This window comes from Reyranella sp. (assembly GCF_004297405.1).
GTDB lineage: Bacteria > Pseudomonadota > Alphaproteobacteria > Reyranellales > Reyranellaceae > Reyranella.
Genome location: NZ_SCVC01000039.1, coordinates 21,369 through 34,805, shown reverse-complemented (window position 1 = coordinate 34,805; position 13,437 = coordinate 21,369). Strand labels below are relative to the sequence as shown.

General features: G+C 63.3%; 13 protein-coding genes. 2 read left to right on the top strand and 11 right to left on the bottom strand.

Annotation, left to right across the window (positions count from 1 at the left end; translation table 11 throughout):
* Positions 1-28: 28 nt before the first annotated feature.
* From EPO50_RS24730 to fghA, 8 genes are all read right to left on the bottom strand, one after another.
* Positions 29-637, bottom strand: coding sequence for a hypothetical protein (locus EPO50_RS24730; protein ID WP_296348536.1), 609 nt, complete (start codon positions 635-637; stop codon positions 29-31).
* Positions 638-661: 24 nt separating this feature from the next.
* Complete coding sequence (locus EPO50_RS24725) at positions 662-1,309, bottom strand: hypothetical protein (protein ID WP_296348534.1); 648 nt, start codon at positions 1,307-1,309, stop codon at positions 662-664.
* A complete protein-coding gene (locus tag EPO50_RS24720; RefSeq protein WP_296348532.1) occupies positions 1,263-1,511 on the bottom strand; it encodes a PC4/YdbC family ssDNA-binding protein in 249 nt (82 codons plus the stop codon). The genes EPO50_RS24725 and EPO50_RS24720 overlap by 47 nt, the downstream gene beginning before the upstream one ends.
* The gene (locus tag EPO50_RS24715) at positions 1,511-1,798 is read right to left on the bottom strand and encodes a hypothetical protein (RefSeq protein ID WP_296348530.1); all 288 of its coding nucleotides are present in this window, start codon (positions 1,796-1,798) and stop codon (positions 1,511-1,513) included. The genes EPO50_RS24720 and EPO50_RS24715 overlap by 1 nt, the downstream gene beginning before the upstream one ends.
* 258 nt (positions 1,799-2,056) lie before the next feature.
* The gene (locus tag EPO50_RS24710; protein ID WP_296348528.1) at positions 2,057-2,263 is read right to left on the bottom strand and encodes a helix-turn-helix domain-containing protein; all 207 of its coding nucleotides are present in this window, start codon (positions 2,261-2,263) and stop codon (positions 2,057-2,059) included.
* Between the two features lie 235 nt (positions 2,264-2,498).
* Entirely contained in the window at positions 2,499-3,860 is a 1,362-nt protein-coding gene (locus EPO50_RS24705) for a hypothetical protein (RefSeq protein WP_296348526.1), read from the bottom strand.
* Positions 3,861-3,994: 134 nt separating this feature from the next.
* Complete coding sequence (locus EPO50_RS24700) at positions 3,995-5,179, bottom strand: site-specific integrase (protein WP_296348796.1); 1,185 nt, start codon at positions 5,177-5,179, stop codon at positions 3,995-3,997.
* A gap of 718 nt (positions 5,180-5,897) precedes the next feature.
* Positions 5,898-6,746 carry an S-formylglutathione hydrolase gene (fghA, locus tag EPO50_RS24695; RefSeq protein WP_296348524.1) on the bottom strand — a complete coding sequence of 283 codons (849 nt, stop codon included), beginning with the start codon at positions 6,744-6,746 and terminating at the stop codon, positions 5,898-5,900.
* A gap of 124 nt (positions 6,747-6,870) precedes the next feature.
* Between fghA and EPO50_RS24690 the strand changes: the two genes are divergently transcribed.
* Together EPO50_RS24690 and EPO50_RS24685 are read left to right on the top strand one after the other, a co-directional pair.
* Positions 6,871-8,502: a GMC family oxidoreductase gene (locus EPO50_RS24690; protein ID WP_296348521.1), complete on the top strand. Its 1,632-nt coding sequence runs from the start codon at positions 6,871-6,873 to the stop codon at positions 8,500-8,502.
* 17 nt (positions 8,503-8,519) lie between these two features.
* Positions 8,520-9,827 (top strand): tetratricopeptide repeat protein, encoded by a 1,308-nt coding sequence (locus EPO50_RS24685; protein ID WP_296348519.1) that lies wholly within the window; start codon positions 8,520-8,522, stop codon positions 9,825-9,827.
* A gap of 268 nt (positions 9,828-10,095) precedes the next feature.
* Here EPO50_RS24685 and EPO50_RS24680 read toward each other — a convergent pair whose 3' ends face one another.
* Genes EPO50_RS24680 through EPO50_RS24670 form a run of 3 tightly spaced genes read right to left on the bottom strand, consistent with a single transcriptional unit; the run spans position 10,096 to position 13,394 of the window.
* Positions 10,096-11,259 (bottom strand): cobalamin-independent methionine synthase II family protein, encoded by a 1,164-nt coding sequence (locus EPO50_RS24680; RefSeq protein ID WP_296348517.1) that lies wholly within the window; start codon positions 11,257-11,259, stop codon positions 10,096-10,098.
* Between the two features lie 42 nt (positions 11,260-11,301).
* Positions 11,302-12,705, bottom strand: a complete 1,404-nt coding sequence (locus EPO50_RS24675; protein WP_296348515.1) for an amidohydrolase family protein — start codon at positions 12,703-12,705, stop codon at positions 11,302-11,304.
* Positions 12,702-13,394 carry a TetR/AcrR family transcriptional regulator gene (locus tag EPO50_RS24670; RefSeq protein WP_296348513.1) on the bottom strand — a complete coding sequence of 231 codons (693 nt, stop codon included), beginning with the start codon at positions 13,392-13,394 and terminating at the stop codon, positions 12,702-12,704. The genes EPO50_RS24675 and EPO50_RS24670 overlap by 4 nt, the downstream gene beginning before the upstream one ends.
* Positions 13,395-13,437: the final 43 nt, after the last annotated feature.

Genomic DNA, 13,437 nt, shown 5'->3' with positions numbered 1-13,437 from the left:
AACATCATGCCGAGCCGATGGGAGGCCGCTAGCTGATGAGCGAGCATCTTTTCCAGGCTGTTCTTCGGCTTGATGCTCTCCGCTGTGTCCACGGCCAGGGTGAGCGCGTCCCCGTCAGTTCCAGGCGGGCGCGGCTTGCGCTCGCGGACAGCATGTCCGGGCTCTCCCGCACAGTATCGATGACACCAGGAATGGACCCACTTGCCTCACGCGTCCGCACAATCAGCTCACCACCGTTACCTTCACTTATCCGGCCTGTGATGTGCGAGCCGATATCGAGGAAGTCGGAGACTCGCGCGTCCATGGCGTCCGCCTCGGCGAGCTCGCACCGTCCGCCGGTGTAATCGCCATCTTCCGCAATCAACGCCTTGCCAATCGCCCGCTTGAGCGCCGCCCCGGATTGGAGCTGCAGCGCTTCCTGGATGGTCTCTGGCTTCATCGGTCGCATCGAATTGAATGCCGCCAACGGCCGCTTGACCTCCGCGACCTCGATACTCTCCGCATTTCGTCCCGACGGAGGCGGCTCCGCCGCATGACTTTGGGCAGGCGGGCAACTGCCCTCGCGCGAGCGCTGGCGCTTGGGCTCCTTGCGGGCCCCGCGCCGCTCTCTCGCTCCCTGAACGGGTGTGCTGATCATCTGAAGCAGACTCCCCATGGTAACTTATCTGTGTGCCCGGAGCGGGGACCGTCGATCGGCGATTTCGGCCGAAAGTGTCCCCGGAGCGATGACAGGTAGGTGTGTTTTGAGGGGTACTGTCCCCGGAGCGGGCACAGTCTGTCCCCTGTAGGGGACCGTCGAATGATTTTGGGAGCGGGCAGCGCGTTGTAGTTCACGGGCGCGCTGTTGCTCAGATGAAGGCTGCCACCGCATGAAATCCCGGGAGCCAGCTCCCTTTGCCTCGCCGATGGGGAACTCAGTCAGGATCCAGCTGGTTGCGTTGCCGCGACGCGCCTCGTGCTTGAGGCTGAAGGCGCCGACGATATTGGGCCTGATAAATCCCCGCTCCTGCAGTTCACCGAATGCAGCGGCCGCCTGGTTCTTGCCGATACCCAAGCGACGGGCGCCCTCACGGACGCTCAGGAACAGGGTGCCGTTGTTGCCGCCCGTGTAGAGAGCCTTCAACTCCAGCAGGAGCGCCCTGGCCGCTACCGAGAGCCATCTGAAGGCAACCGACTCCAGCTCCCAGCGGTAGAAGCGCGCGTGATGCGCGCCTCCCTCGCTGCGGCCGGTGGCGTTGACCCGGCGCCCACGGTTGGTCTGTTTACGTGCCATCGCTCTGGCACCAGCCTGCCTGAAGGGCAGCCGCATGGGCCTCCTCCAGGAGCTTGATCAGGTCGGGGAGTGCCGACGGTTTCAGCGTCACCCCTTTTTTGGTCGGGGTGCTGTCGCCATCTGCATTGGGGATGACGACACGCACGTCACAGAGCCGATGGCCGTTGAACGTCGTGAGCTGGATGGCCACAGCCTCACGGGCGTTCTTTACGAACGAGCCGATCATCTGGCCGTCCATCAGGCGGCCTCCCGCTCGATGTCGACGCGTTCCACTCGCAGGACATACCGGGCGTGATTTCCCGCGAAGGCGCCTTCGTGCCGCTCAGTGATAGTCTCAATCGCAAGGCCGGCTCGTCGCAACTTCAGCACGGCATCCGCAACCCGCACACCAGGATGCTCGATGCTGGTCGTGCCTGTATCTCCGCGCGTCCGCAGGATATCGAGCAGCCAGTTTGGCCGTTTCCCTTGAATTGTGATGGTTAGGGGTGGCCTGTCGAAAAAATGAGCGGTGATCACCCTCCTCATCGATCACCTCCGATCAGGCCGAAGGCTTCAGCAGTCAGGACAGCTGTGGCTGCAGGCAACGCGAAGCGGCCAATCAGGAGCCGAACGGCAGGCATGTTGTGGATGCGAGCGCGCTCTGCAGCGATTGGGCAACGTGCGTGCCGCTTGCGGCGCTCCGCGGGAGGGACTACTTTCTTGTCCATGTTCAGTTTCCTTTTGGTCGAGGGGATTGGACAAACGCATCGAGCCCGCCACGTGCCCCGTGGCGGGTTTTGCGTTTCAGGCGGCTTTGGATGGGAGGTTGTTGAACCAGTCGTTTACGGACTGGGTCGGAATCAGGGTCTTCTTGCCAGCCTTCTTGGCCTGAAGGCGACCCGCCGCGATTTCCTCGTACAAGGTAGATCGGGAGATTGAGAGCTTGGCGCAGGCCCCACGCACCGTAAGGGCGAGAGGGACATCGCGTCCGCTATTGTCAGCTGTCTGCATCGTAGCTCCTTGATGCGGTCTCCAAGACCGTCCAAGGACGATGGACGTGAACGTTCAGCGCTGCATGCGAGGTAATGCGAAGTTTCGCAATCTTCGCGGCGCGGGGTCTAAGCTTTTCGTCTTTTAGCGAGCTTGCCCGTTATCCGCCTGATATCCGCTTCTTGCCGCCCGGGAGTAATGTTGGCTGGCAAGTGCTTGAGGATCGCGGAGCGCGCGGTGAGGTTCCCGTCGAGCTTCATCGCCTTCTCGACGGCCTGCAACGTATCTTCATCAGGGATCTTGCGGCGGCCCCCGCGTCCACTAGTACGGGGCCTGGCTGTACAGATTGGCTGAGCGATGAAGCCGCAGACCGCCCAGCCCACCACGTACGGAGTGCTGCTGTGTTGACGCGCAAACTCCGCCACTTCGTCGGGCCTTCCATTACTAAACGATGTTCATCCATCGTGGCTCTGCTGCTCGGCTCCAGAATGTTGTGGTTGAGGCGAACCTCAACGGGCAGCCGAAAGCAATCTTTCGGCAGCGACTCCCAGATCGATGCGTCATCGGACCGTCGGCCCAGGCATTCCAATTCGCCGCCGAGAAAAGCCCGCAGCAGGCGCCGCTCAGCTTTATCAAGAGACCGTTGCACGAAATCTGCATCAGCATCAGGAGCGCCCTGCCGATGGCGAGCGTCGGAGCGTACTTGATCGAGCAACAGCTTCCGCGAGATTGCCGCGTTGAATTTCTGCGCCACTTCTTCTTTATATTGCTTGGCCCGCTCCACGTTCGAAGCGGCCCCCAAATACTCCGCCTTGATGCCGTTGGGAGGCAGCCCGGTATCAAACGGAGACTCCTTGATCGTTTTGGCGCTCCTGAAGCGCCAAAGAGCATAGGCGAGTGATTCCCTTGCACTCGCGTAGTCACGGTCCGCCTGCCCCACGTCATAGTCGGCGGCCCAGAACCCCGGTGGAACGGCGCACCCCAACGCGCACCATGACAGAGCTTCCACTAACGTAATTTCAACCTCGTCCGGAAGGCCATCGTTACCAAGCGGCAAAACGGCAGCCTGTACACTCATGAACTGGCGACGCCTGCGTTCTGCCCACGCCGCTTCTCCTACTGTATCGGGCCTACCATCTATCAATCCCGACCACGCGGTGACGCGCTCACGAGGAAACGGCAAGTGACGCCGCACTTCGCGAGAGGCGACCCGTAGCTCGTCCCACCATGTCGCGCGCCGGTCGCATATGTCAGGAGACGCGGCAATCACGCCGAATCTGCTGTCGTCACGCAGTTCCAGCTTGGCCCAAGCTATCGCAGGAATCTCGACAGGATCGCCTTCGCCGCAGGCCCGCCCCAACATGGTCAGAGTACCCGCAGCACATGCAGCAGTGAGCAAGTGCCGGGATTCGAAAACCGTGGGCCTCGTAGGCTGCCCCCTCCGCACCGCCTTCATATTTACGTCGTGGCTCGCGTCACGCAGCGAACGACTAGAAAAGGTCTCGTCGGCAACGAATATTGTGTTCAGCCGTTTGTCGGTCTGCGCCTGCGCCACCAGCCTTTCATCATGGGTCGCAATCCAGATGCAGGCTTGTACGGCATTCCAGTAAACAGACATCGCACCTCCGCATGGTGCATCCGCAAAGAGGATCGACGCGGCGGCCTCCGCGGAAGAGGTGTTCGGGCCGTCGCCCTAGCCGCGCCGATTACAATTCTACAGCCACCTACCCGGGTGGTTGATGGGGAAAGTTGCTAGGCACGGCGGCTGCCGATCGACACGACGTTACCGCTCTGGGGCGTCCTGACGAACGTGGCCCACTGCTCCATCATGGCCCGGCGCTTCTCTAGCAACTCGCCTCGCCGATAGGCGGCCTCGACTTTGTCTCCAATGGAATGGGCCAAGGCCATTTCCGACACTTCAGAGGGGAACGACGTGCGCTCGGATGCCCAATCCTTAAAGGTGGACCGCATGCCGTGGACGGTGGCTGTTCCGCCGCCTGCCGCTTTAAGGGCCTTGGAAAGGGCCGTTAGCGACAAGGGGCGCTTTTCCCTGTGCCCTGGAAACATGAATTGGCCGGTTCGAAGCTCGACCATCTCCTCCAGGATCGCCTGGGCCTCCTTGGAGAGCGTGACGCGGTGCTCCTTGTCTGCCTTCATCCTGTGCGCCGGAATGGTCCAAAGAGCCGCCTTGCGGTCAACCTCCGGCCATGTCCCGCCCGTCGTTTCCCCGGGCCGCACGGCCGTTAGGATCGTAAAACGCAGAGCCTTGGCTGCAACACCGCTCGCCTTGACGAGCTTGGCATAGACGGCCGGCAGCTTATCGATCGGCACGGCAGCGTGGTGGCGAACCTTGCGAAGCTTGGCTCGCGGTGGAAAGACCTTGTCGAGATGGCCACGCCAGCGGGCCGGATTCTCGCCCGCCCGATACCCACGAACCTTCGCCCAATCGAGAATCCGCTCAATCCGGCCCCTCACCCGCGAAGCTGTTTCCGGCTTCTCCTGCCAAATCGAGTCCAGCACCTTGGTGACCTCAGGGGTACCAATTTCAGCGACCGCAAGGCCAACAAGGACCGGCTTGGCGTAGGTATCGAGGGTATTGCGCCACTGCTGGCGATGCTTCGGGTTCCGCCAGCTGCTCAGGTGAGCTTTCAGGAACAGATCGACGGCCTTGTCCCAGGTCACCCCGCGAGCCGACTGAAGGCGTGCCTGGGCCTTTTCAGCCTCACGGACCGCAATAGGGTCCTTCCCAGCCTTCACCAGCGCTCGCGCCTTGCTGGCCGCTTCCCGGGCCGCTGCCAGGCTCACAGATGGAAAGGAGCCGACGCCCATCTCACGGCGCCGCCCCGCTAGGGCGAAGCGGAAGATCCAGCTCTTGGAGCCGGCGGGCGCCACCTGCAGGTAAAGGCCGCCGCCGTCGCCATGGTAGCCGGGGGCCATCTTCCGGGAGAGCGAGATGGGCTTCAGATTGTGAAGAGTGCGCGCCAAGGCCTACCCGCCATTTTACCCGCCAATATGGTGGGTACATTAGCGAACGCGGGCGGACAAGCAAGGATAGAAACTGAGGAATAAAGCTTAAAACAATGGACTATCCGGCCATCTGCGGACAAGGGTGGTCATTGGTTTGGCGGAAGCCCTGTCCGCCATCAAGTCTGCGAGCCTTTTCTCTGGGGCTCTCAGCCCTGGAGAAAAGGCCCGCTTTCCGGGCTTATTCCCGCGAAAAACGACCACCATGCGCCGCACAATTCGGCTCCAGATTCGGCCAATCCGGTAGCTTTTGGCGCGTATTCTCCGGGGCCCGATTGTCGAGTAGTTGTTTCCGATGCACCTCGACAAAACACCGCTCCACTTGCACCGGGCGGCGCTGCTCCGAACAGCGATGCGAAACCTTCGAGCTGCCTCACGCGGAGAATGTTTTTGCACCGCAACGTTACGCTGCAACGTCGATCGTCACGATCAATTCGAAGCCCGATCGGTAGGCAGCGAGTCACGACACACCTTTTCTCTGGCCGCGGCGCGCATCTCAGATTGCGGATCAGCAATCAGCCCAAACAGAAGGGGATTGCTGCTTAACTCACGACCGAGGGCTGAACATGAGTTTCACGCTAGATAATTGCCCGAGCAGGAACACGTCCTTCATGGCGACGCCCTCGGACAACTACTTCCGCCTCGCGCGGAGCAGCTCTTCAATGGGTGTGGAAGACCACGCGGCCTGCTGTGACGGCCCTTGCTCGAGGGCCTGGAGGAAATTGCCGTAGAACCACACTTCTTTCCAAGGCCGGACGATGAGGCTCACCGACGGCGTCACGGCACTTTGATCATAACCGGGAGTCGGCAATCCCGTGATACCGCTCCAGTTCGAGACTTGGACGGTTCGATAGTGCAAGCCGCCGATCAACCGGATCTTTTCATCCATGATGGAAACAGCGTCGATGATGCCGAACGCCTTTTCGCCCCACGGCACATCGACGGGGTTACAGATCGGCGCGAAGGCCGAGGCCGACCGATAGGCCTGCGGATTCCTGAGCGCGATCACCAGCGCCCCATGCCCTCCCATCGAATGGCCGAAAACGCCGCGCCGAACCGCATCGACCGGGAAGTTGGCCTCGACGAGCGCCGGAAGCTCCCGCGTCACGTAGGAATACATGCGATAGTTCCGCCGCCACGGCTCCGCTTCCGCGTCAAGATAGAAGCCGGCCCCTGTGCCGAAATCCCAACTGTCCTCTTCGCCCGGCAGGCCGAGGCCGCGTGGGCTGGTGTCCGGCGCCACGAGAACGAGCCCGAGTTCGGCGGCATGACGCAAAGCGTTCGCCTTGATCATGAATGTCTCTTCCGTGCAGGTGAGGCCCGCCAGGAAATAGAGCGCCGGACGCGGCCGCGGCGAGGCATTCGGCGGCACGAAGATCGAGAACTTCATCTCGGCGCCGATCTCCGTCGAGGCGTGGCTGTAGAACCCGATCGTCCCTCCGAAACACGCCTGCTCGCTTCGCGTCGTCACAATGGCCATTTGCATTCCCGTTGGCGAAACCGCGGGGCGCTTCTCGCGCGCCGAGACTTGTCAGCGCGCGTGAGGACTGCTCCCCTTCGTGCCTGGGATATCCCCACTTGCCGGCCATTAGAAAGAACACGAAATGCAGAGCGACTCGACCTATGACTACATCGTCGTCGGTGCAGGGTCCGCGGGTGCAGTCGTTGCGAGCCGGCTGACGGAGAGCGGTGCCCATCGCGTCCTGCTGCTAGAGGCGGGCACCCAGGGCTCGAACTTCTTCTGGTCGAAGGTGCCGGTCGGCGTCGCCAAGATGATCGACGATCCGACGGTCAACTGGTGCTACGCCTCGGAGCCCGACGAGGGTTCAGGCGGACGCCGCATCGCCGTGCCCCGTGGTCGCATGCTGGGCGGCTCCAGCTCGATCAACGGCATGGTCTACATCCGCGGCCAGGCGCAGGACTACGATCACTGGGCACAGCTCGGCAACCGCGGCTGGAGCTACCAGGACGTGCTGCCGATTTTCAAGCGCATGGAGCGCTTCGAGGGTGGCTCGGACGAATTCCGCGGCCGCGACGGCATCCTCTCCGTTACCCACACGCCGCGCAACAAGGTCCCGCTGCTGGAGAAGATGATCGAAGCGGCGGAGCGGATGGGCCTGCCCTACAATCCTGACCAGAACGGCGCCTCGCAGGAAGGCATCGGCATGTCCCAGGTGACGATCACGAAGGGCCGCCGCCAGAGCACCGCCTTCTGCTATCTCGATCCCGCCCGCACGCGCGCCAACCTCACGATCGAGCAGGGCGCAATCGCCGAGCAGCTCATCCTCGAAGGCAAGCGTTGCGTCGGCGTGCGCTATTCCATCGATGGCGAGAAGCGCGAGGCGCGGGCCACGCGGGAGATCATCGTCTCCGGCGGCTCGATCAACTCGCCGAAGCTTCTTGAACTTTCCGGTATCGGCCAGGGCAACCGGCTGCGCGCGCTCGGCGTCACGCCGGTGCACGAGCTGCCAGGCGTTGGCGAGAACCTGCGCGACCACTACTCGCCGCGCATGAAGTTCGCAATCACCGGCAAGAACCTCACCTTCAACGACAATGCGCGCGGCTGGCGGCTCGCCCGCGAGGCGCTGAAGTATGCCATCTTCCGCGAGGGCTTCCTGGCCTCGACCTCGGTGCCCATACGCCTCTACTTCCGCACGCGCGTTGGGCTCGAGACGCCCGATGCCACGATCTCGATCGCGCCCTTCCTCTACGAAATGGTTGGGAAGGAGCGACGGGTTGCGGCCCAAAAGGGTATCACGATGAACGTAAACGTACTGCGCTCCGAAAGCACGGGCTCGGTCCACATCAAGTCCGCCGATCCTGCCGAGCCGCCGGCGATCCGCTTCAACTTCCTGTCCACCGAGCACGATCGCACCGGCATCGTGAATGTCCTGCGCAAGGGCCGCGAGTTGATGGCGACGTCGCCGCTCAAGGAAGTCACCGGCGAGGAGATCGCCCCCGGCGCCCATCTCCAGAGCGACGCCGAGCTGCTCGAATGGGTGCGCAACAATGCCGAGACGACCTATCACCCCGTCGGCACCTGCAAGATGGGCAACGATCCGCGTGCCGTAGTCGACCCTGAGCTGAGCGTCCATGGCATGATCGGCCTCAGGATCGCCGACGCCTCGATCATGCCGACCCTGACGAGCGGCAACACCAATGCGCCCACCATCATGATCGGCGAAAAGTGCGCGGCTATGGTGCTGGCCGCCGCAACGACGGCGCGAGCCGCCTGATTAACTCTGGTGGTGACATGCTGACAGACCGCTACGGCCTAACCGTCTCCACGGCGAGCGCCACCGCGCGCGATGCTTACGTCGAGGGCGTCGACCTTCTGCTAACTGTCTACCCAGGTGCGGCCGCGGCTTTTGACCGGGCAATCGCTGACGATCCCGGCTTCGCCCTTGCTTACATCGGCAAAGCCCGGGCCTTTCAGCTGGCAGGCGACCTTGCGGGCATGCGTGAGAACCTTGCCCCGGCTCTGTCCCTCAGCAAGGGAGCCTCGGCGCGCGACCTCAGCCACATCGATGTCTTTCGTCACCTGTTTGCCGGCCAGGCCATCGCGGCGCTGGCCGCGATCCGTAGCCATGTGCAGACGTGGCCGCGCGACGCGCTGGTGTTGAGCCTGGCCGCCAATCAGGGCGGATTGATCGGGATGTCCGGCCTGTCCGGCCGGGAACAGGACTTAGTCGACTTTCTGGACGTACTCGCCCCGCAGTACGGCGAGGATTGGTGGTTCGAGGCCCATCACGGGATGGCGCTGTCGGAGATCGGTCGGCACGACGACGCGCGCCCCAGAATAGAGCGTTCCGTGGCCCGGTTCCGACGCAACGCCTATGCCGCCCATGCCTTCGCCCATTTGTGTTACGAAACCGGAGAGCAGGACGCCGGCATTGTCTTCATGCGCGAATGGATGCCGCTTTACGATCGCGGCGGCGGATTGTTCGGCCATCTGAACTGGCACCTCGGCCTCTTCGAATTGCACGCCGGGAACATGGAAGCGGCGCTTCGCCTTTACAGCGACGCCTTCTCGGCCGACGATCATCGCGGTGCAATTCATCAGAAGCTTTCGGATTCAGCCGCGTTCTTGTGGCGATCCGAACTGGCGGGCCATCCACGCGATCACGCGCGCTGGGCGAAGCTCAAAGACTATGCGCGGGAGAAACTTCCACGCCCAGGCATGTCCCTCGCCGATTGGCATGTCGGGCTTACCTATGCGGCCGTTGGTGATGACGCAGCGCTCGAGGGTTGGGTCCGGGCCATCGAGGAGCTGGCGAGCGCTGGCCGCTATCCCTCTGGTTCCATCATCCCCGATATGGCGCGCGCTTTCGCGGCCTTCCAGCGGGGCGATTACACAACGGCGATCGACCTGATCGAGCCAAGGCTGCCGGAACGAGAACGTATCGGCGGCAGCCGGGCGCAGGGGGATCTGGTCGAAGCGACGTTGTTGCGGGCGTACCTGGTCTCCGGACGCGATGCAGAAGCCCGGCATCTGGTCGCAGTCCGGCGTCAGGGCCCGGCGAGTCTTCCCGTCTCCGGGCTTGAACAAACCTTCGCCTGACTAGAATCCGCGTTGGTTGGCCGAATGCCATCTTGAGCAAGGTGAAAGGCTATATCCGCTGCAAGAACTGGTATGTCGACTTCTCGCCAGTGACGGTGGGCTAGCTCGGCCTACGCTGCGACAACCGAGAGAACGACCACTTACGACGTCGACTCTGTCGCCGAGCTTCGACGTCGCCAGTGCACGCAAAGACCAGGGACACCAACTTACCCATAATCATGACGCAGAGGATGCTTCGAAGAACGACGGCGTTTGAACCTCGACATGGCTATCGCTTGCCCCATAGCCGGCGTGTAGCGATGTCGGCACCCTCCCGGCAGCTCTTGAGCTTGGCCCAAACGACGTCCTCAGCCACAAACTCGCCGCCGGCGAAAGTGCCGAAGCCACAGTCGCTCGAAGCAATAACCCGGCTGCGATCGCCTACGGCATCGACGGCTTCGCAGATGCGATTGGCCACGACCTCGGGATGCTCGACATAGTTGGTAGTCGAATCGATGACGCCGGGCAGCAGCACGAAGGCATCCGGCAACTTGGCCTTCTTCAGCGCCGCATATTCATGCTGGTGGCGCGGGTTGGCGAATTCGAGGCTGAGCGCACCGACGTGCGCGCCAAACAGGACCGGCAACACTTCGCTCAAGGGAATGTCGTGGGTGTGCGGTCCTTCCCAGTTGCCCCAGCAGCAATGGAGCCTGACCCTTTCACGCGGGATGTCCGCTAGCGCCTCGTTTAGTGCCGCGACATGGATCGCGGCAATCTCAAGGAACTCCGCCACGCTCTTGTCCTGGAACAGCATGGTGTGCTCCATCGCGAGATCAGGCGCATCGATCTGCAGCACGAAGTCCCGTGCGATGCGCTCGTATTCCTTGCGCATCTGGCGCGCCAGCGCGAAGACATAGGCTTCGTGGCTGTCGTAGTGCGCGTTGAGCAGCGTCGTGGCGATGATGCCGGGAGAGGCTGCAGTCATAAATGCATCGACCGGCGGCTTGGCGAGGCCGTCAAGGGCGGTGCGAAACATTCGGCACTCCTCCTCGGCGGCCGTCAGGTCGTCGTAGACGATCTCGGCCTGGGCTTGCGGCGCATTGGAGACTTTGCCGCGCCGCGGGAAACGCTGGCGCATCTGGGCCGCAAAGCCGGGAAACTCGACATAGTCACGCGGACGCGGGCGCGAAGACTCGCCACCGAAGCCCTTCATGCGCTGCGCCACATAGGTCTGGAAACCGACCCTCGGCTGCTCGCCGTCGCCCACGATATCGACGCCCGCTGCAGTCTGGCGCTCGACGACGTGGCGCACCGCCTCGGCGCTGCGCCGGGCCAATTCGGCCTTGTCGATGGCCTCGCCTGCCTCGTCGCGGATCAGGAGATCAGTGAGCAGGGAGTTGCGCGGCAGGCTGCCGACATGGGTGGTGAGAATCCGGTCGTCGCTGCGACGCATTGAGTGTCCTCCGTTGGGTTTCTTCGTGCGGGATGCCAGGCGCTAGGACGCCACGATGTCCTCGATGGCACTGGCGTAGGCGCGGCCTGTGCTGGTGGCCGTCGCAGCATCGTCCCGATGCTCTAGCGACGCGGTCAGGTGCGCCTGCGTCGCCAGCATCGTGGCACGCAGCCGGGCCATGTCGTGACCGATCAACCGGCCATTGCGCTTGCGCAACGCGCCGCCGACCATGACGAAATCGACGTCACTGGCGCGGGCCTGCAACACGATGGCGGGAACCGCCGGCGCTGGCGGCATGAAATGCAGCCCATCCTGGCGCAACGCGATGATATCGGCCTGCTTGCCGATCCCGAGGCTGCCGAACTCCGAGCTGCGGTTCATGGCGGCCGCGCCGTTTACCGTGGCGAAGCGCAGCCCCTCGCGCACGCCGGGCGAGATGCTGCCCGGCATCTTGCCGGCCCGTAGCGCGGGCTCGTTGCGCAGCGCACGCTCAACCTGCAGGCCGATGCGCATCTGGCTGAACATATCGCCCGAATAGTCGGAGACGATGTCGATGCCGAGCGACGGCGCCATGCCAAGCGCCATCAGTCGGCCGATCACGGGAAAGCCCATTGCCATCTGTAGTTCGGTCTCGGGTGTGCAAGAGACCGCGCCGCCAGAATCCCGGATCATCTTCAACTCGTCGTCGGACGAGAAATTGCAATGGACATGGAGGATGTCCGGACCCAGCAATCCGTCGGCACCGAGACGGGCCACGGCGTCGGGTGTGGAAAGGGTCCCCATATGCGCCGTGATCGGCAGACCGTGGCGGCGCGCGAAACCGATCTCGGCCGCCGTCTCCACGGGCGAGACGAGTTTCGCCTCCGTAAGTGCCACGCCCAGCTCCGACAGCCCGACCGTCGTGCCGAACTGCCGCACGAGACGTTCAGCATCGGCAAGGCGAGCGGCATGGTCGATGAAAGCCGGCTGCGACAGAGGCACATCGTAGAAGCCGTAGTGGAGGCGCGTGCGCATCCCGGCATCACGCACCGCCGCCAGCGCCGCATCGGCGTGCGCGGGGCTGTTCATGATGTGGCAGAAATCGCAGAGCGTGGTGATGCCGGAGTCGAGCGCTTCGAGCAGGCCGACCAAGACGCTGATGTAGACATCCTCAGGCCGATAGGCACGGGCATAGCCCATTCGGATGCCGCGCACGTAATCGAGCAGACTCCAGTCGGCGGCGACTCCACGAATGCCGGTCTGCCAGGAATGGCGATGGGTATCGACAAAGCCTGGCAGAACGATGTGGCCGCTAAGATCGATGACTTCGGCATCGGCCGGCGGCGCGATCTGTGGTGCGATGGCTGCGATCCGGCCGCGCTCGACCAGGATGTCGGCGACGGCATGGAGTGTGTTGGTGGCATCGACGGTGACGACCTGGCCACCTTTCAGAAGGATGCGGCTCATGCGCCGGCCACCGCGCCGTCGCCGGGCGCCTTCATGCCGGCGGTGAGGAAGACCAGCAACTGCTGCAGCGCCGTGTCCGAATGGCCCGCGCCGCGGTCGCCCAGCAGGTAGGCGACGCGCCCATTGTCGGTGCGCATGTACATCATGCTGCCGTAGATGCAGTGCTGGCGCCAATAGAACTCCTCGTCGGTGAGATGAGGGCAGGCCTTGCGCAGCAGCGCCGTGAAGTGGCGCGACACCGTATCGTAGGAATCGAACACCACTTGGCGCACCGCCGGGTCGGGGTCGACCGAACACAGCGCCGAGATGCGATTGAAGGCCTGGCCGCCTTGCGCCCGCGTGCGGCGGATGGCCGGCTCGATGAAGGCGCGCAGCACAGCATCCACCTCGGGCGTGCCGTCGCCGCTCTGCTGTTCGATGGCCGCGAGGCGCTCCTGCCGCTCCTCGTTCATGGGCGCCACCCGCATCTCGAAGATCGCGCGCAGCAGCCCCTCCTTGTGCCGGAAGTAATAGTGAATGGACGCTGTATTGACCTCGGCTGCGGCCATGATCGAGCGCAGCGACGCGCCGCTGTAACCATGCTCGGCAAACAGCCGTTCCGCCGCCAGCAGAATGCGGGTTTTGGCCTCCCCCACCTCCGCAGCCGAGGATGCGGCGTCCGCCGATGCACGATGGCCTGTCTGCGCCATTTCTCACCTCTCAATCCCTAACATACTGACAAATCTCTCGAAA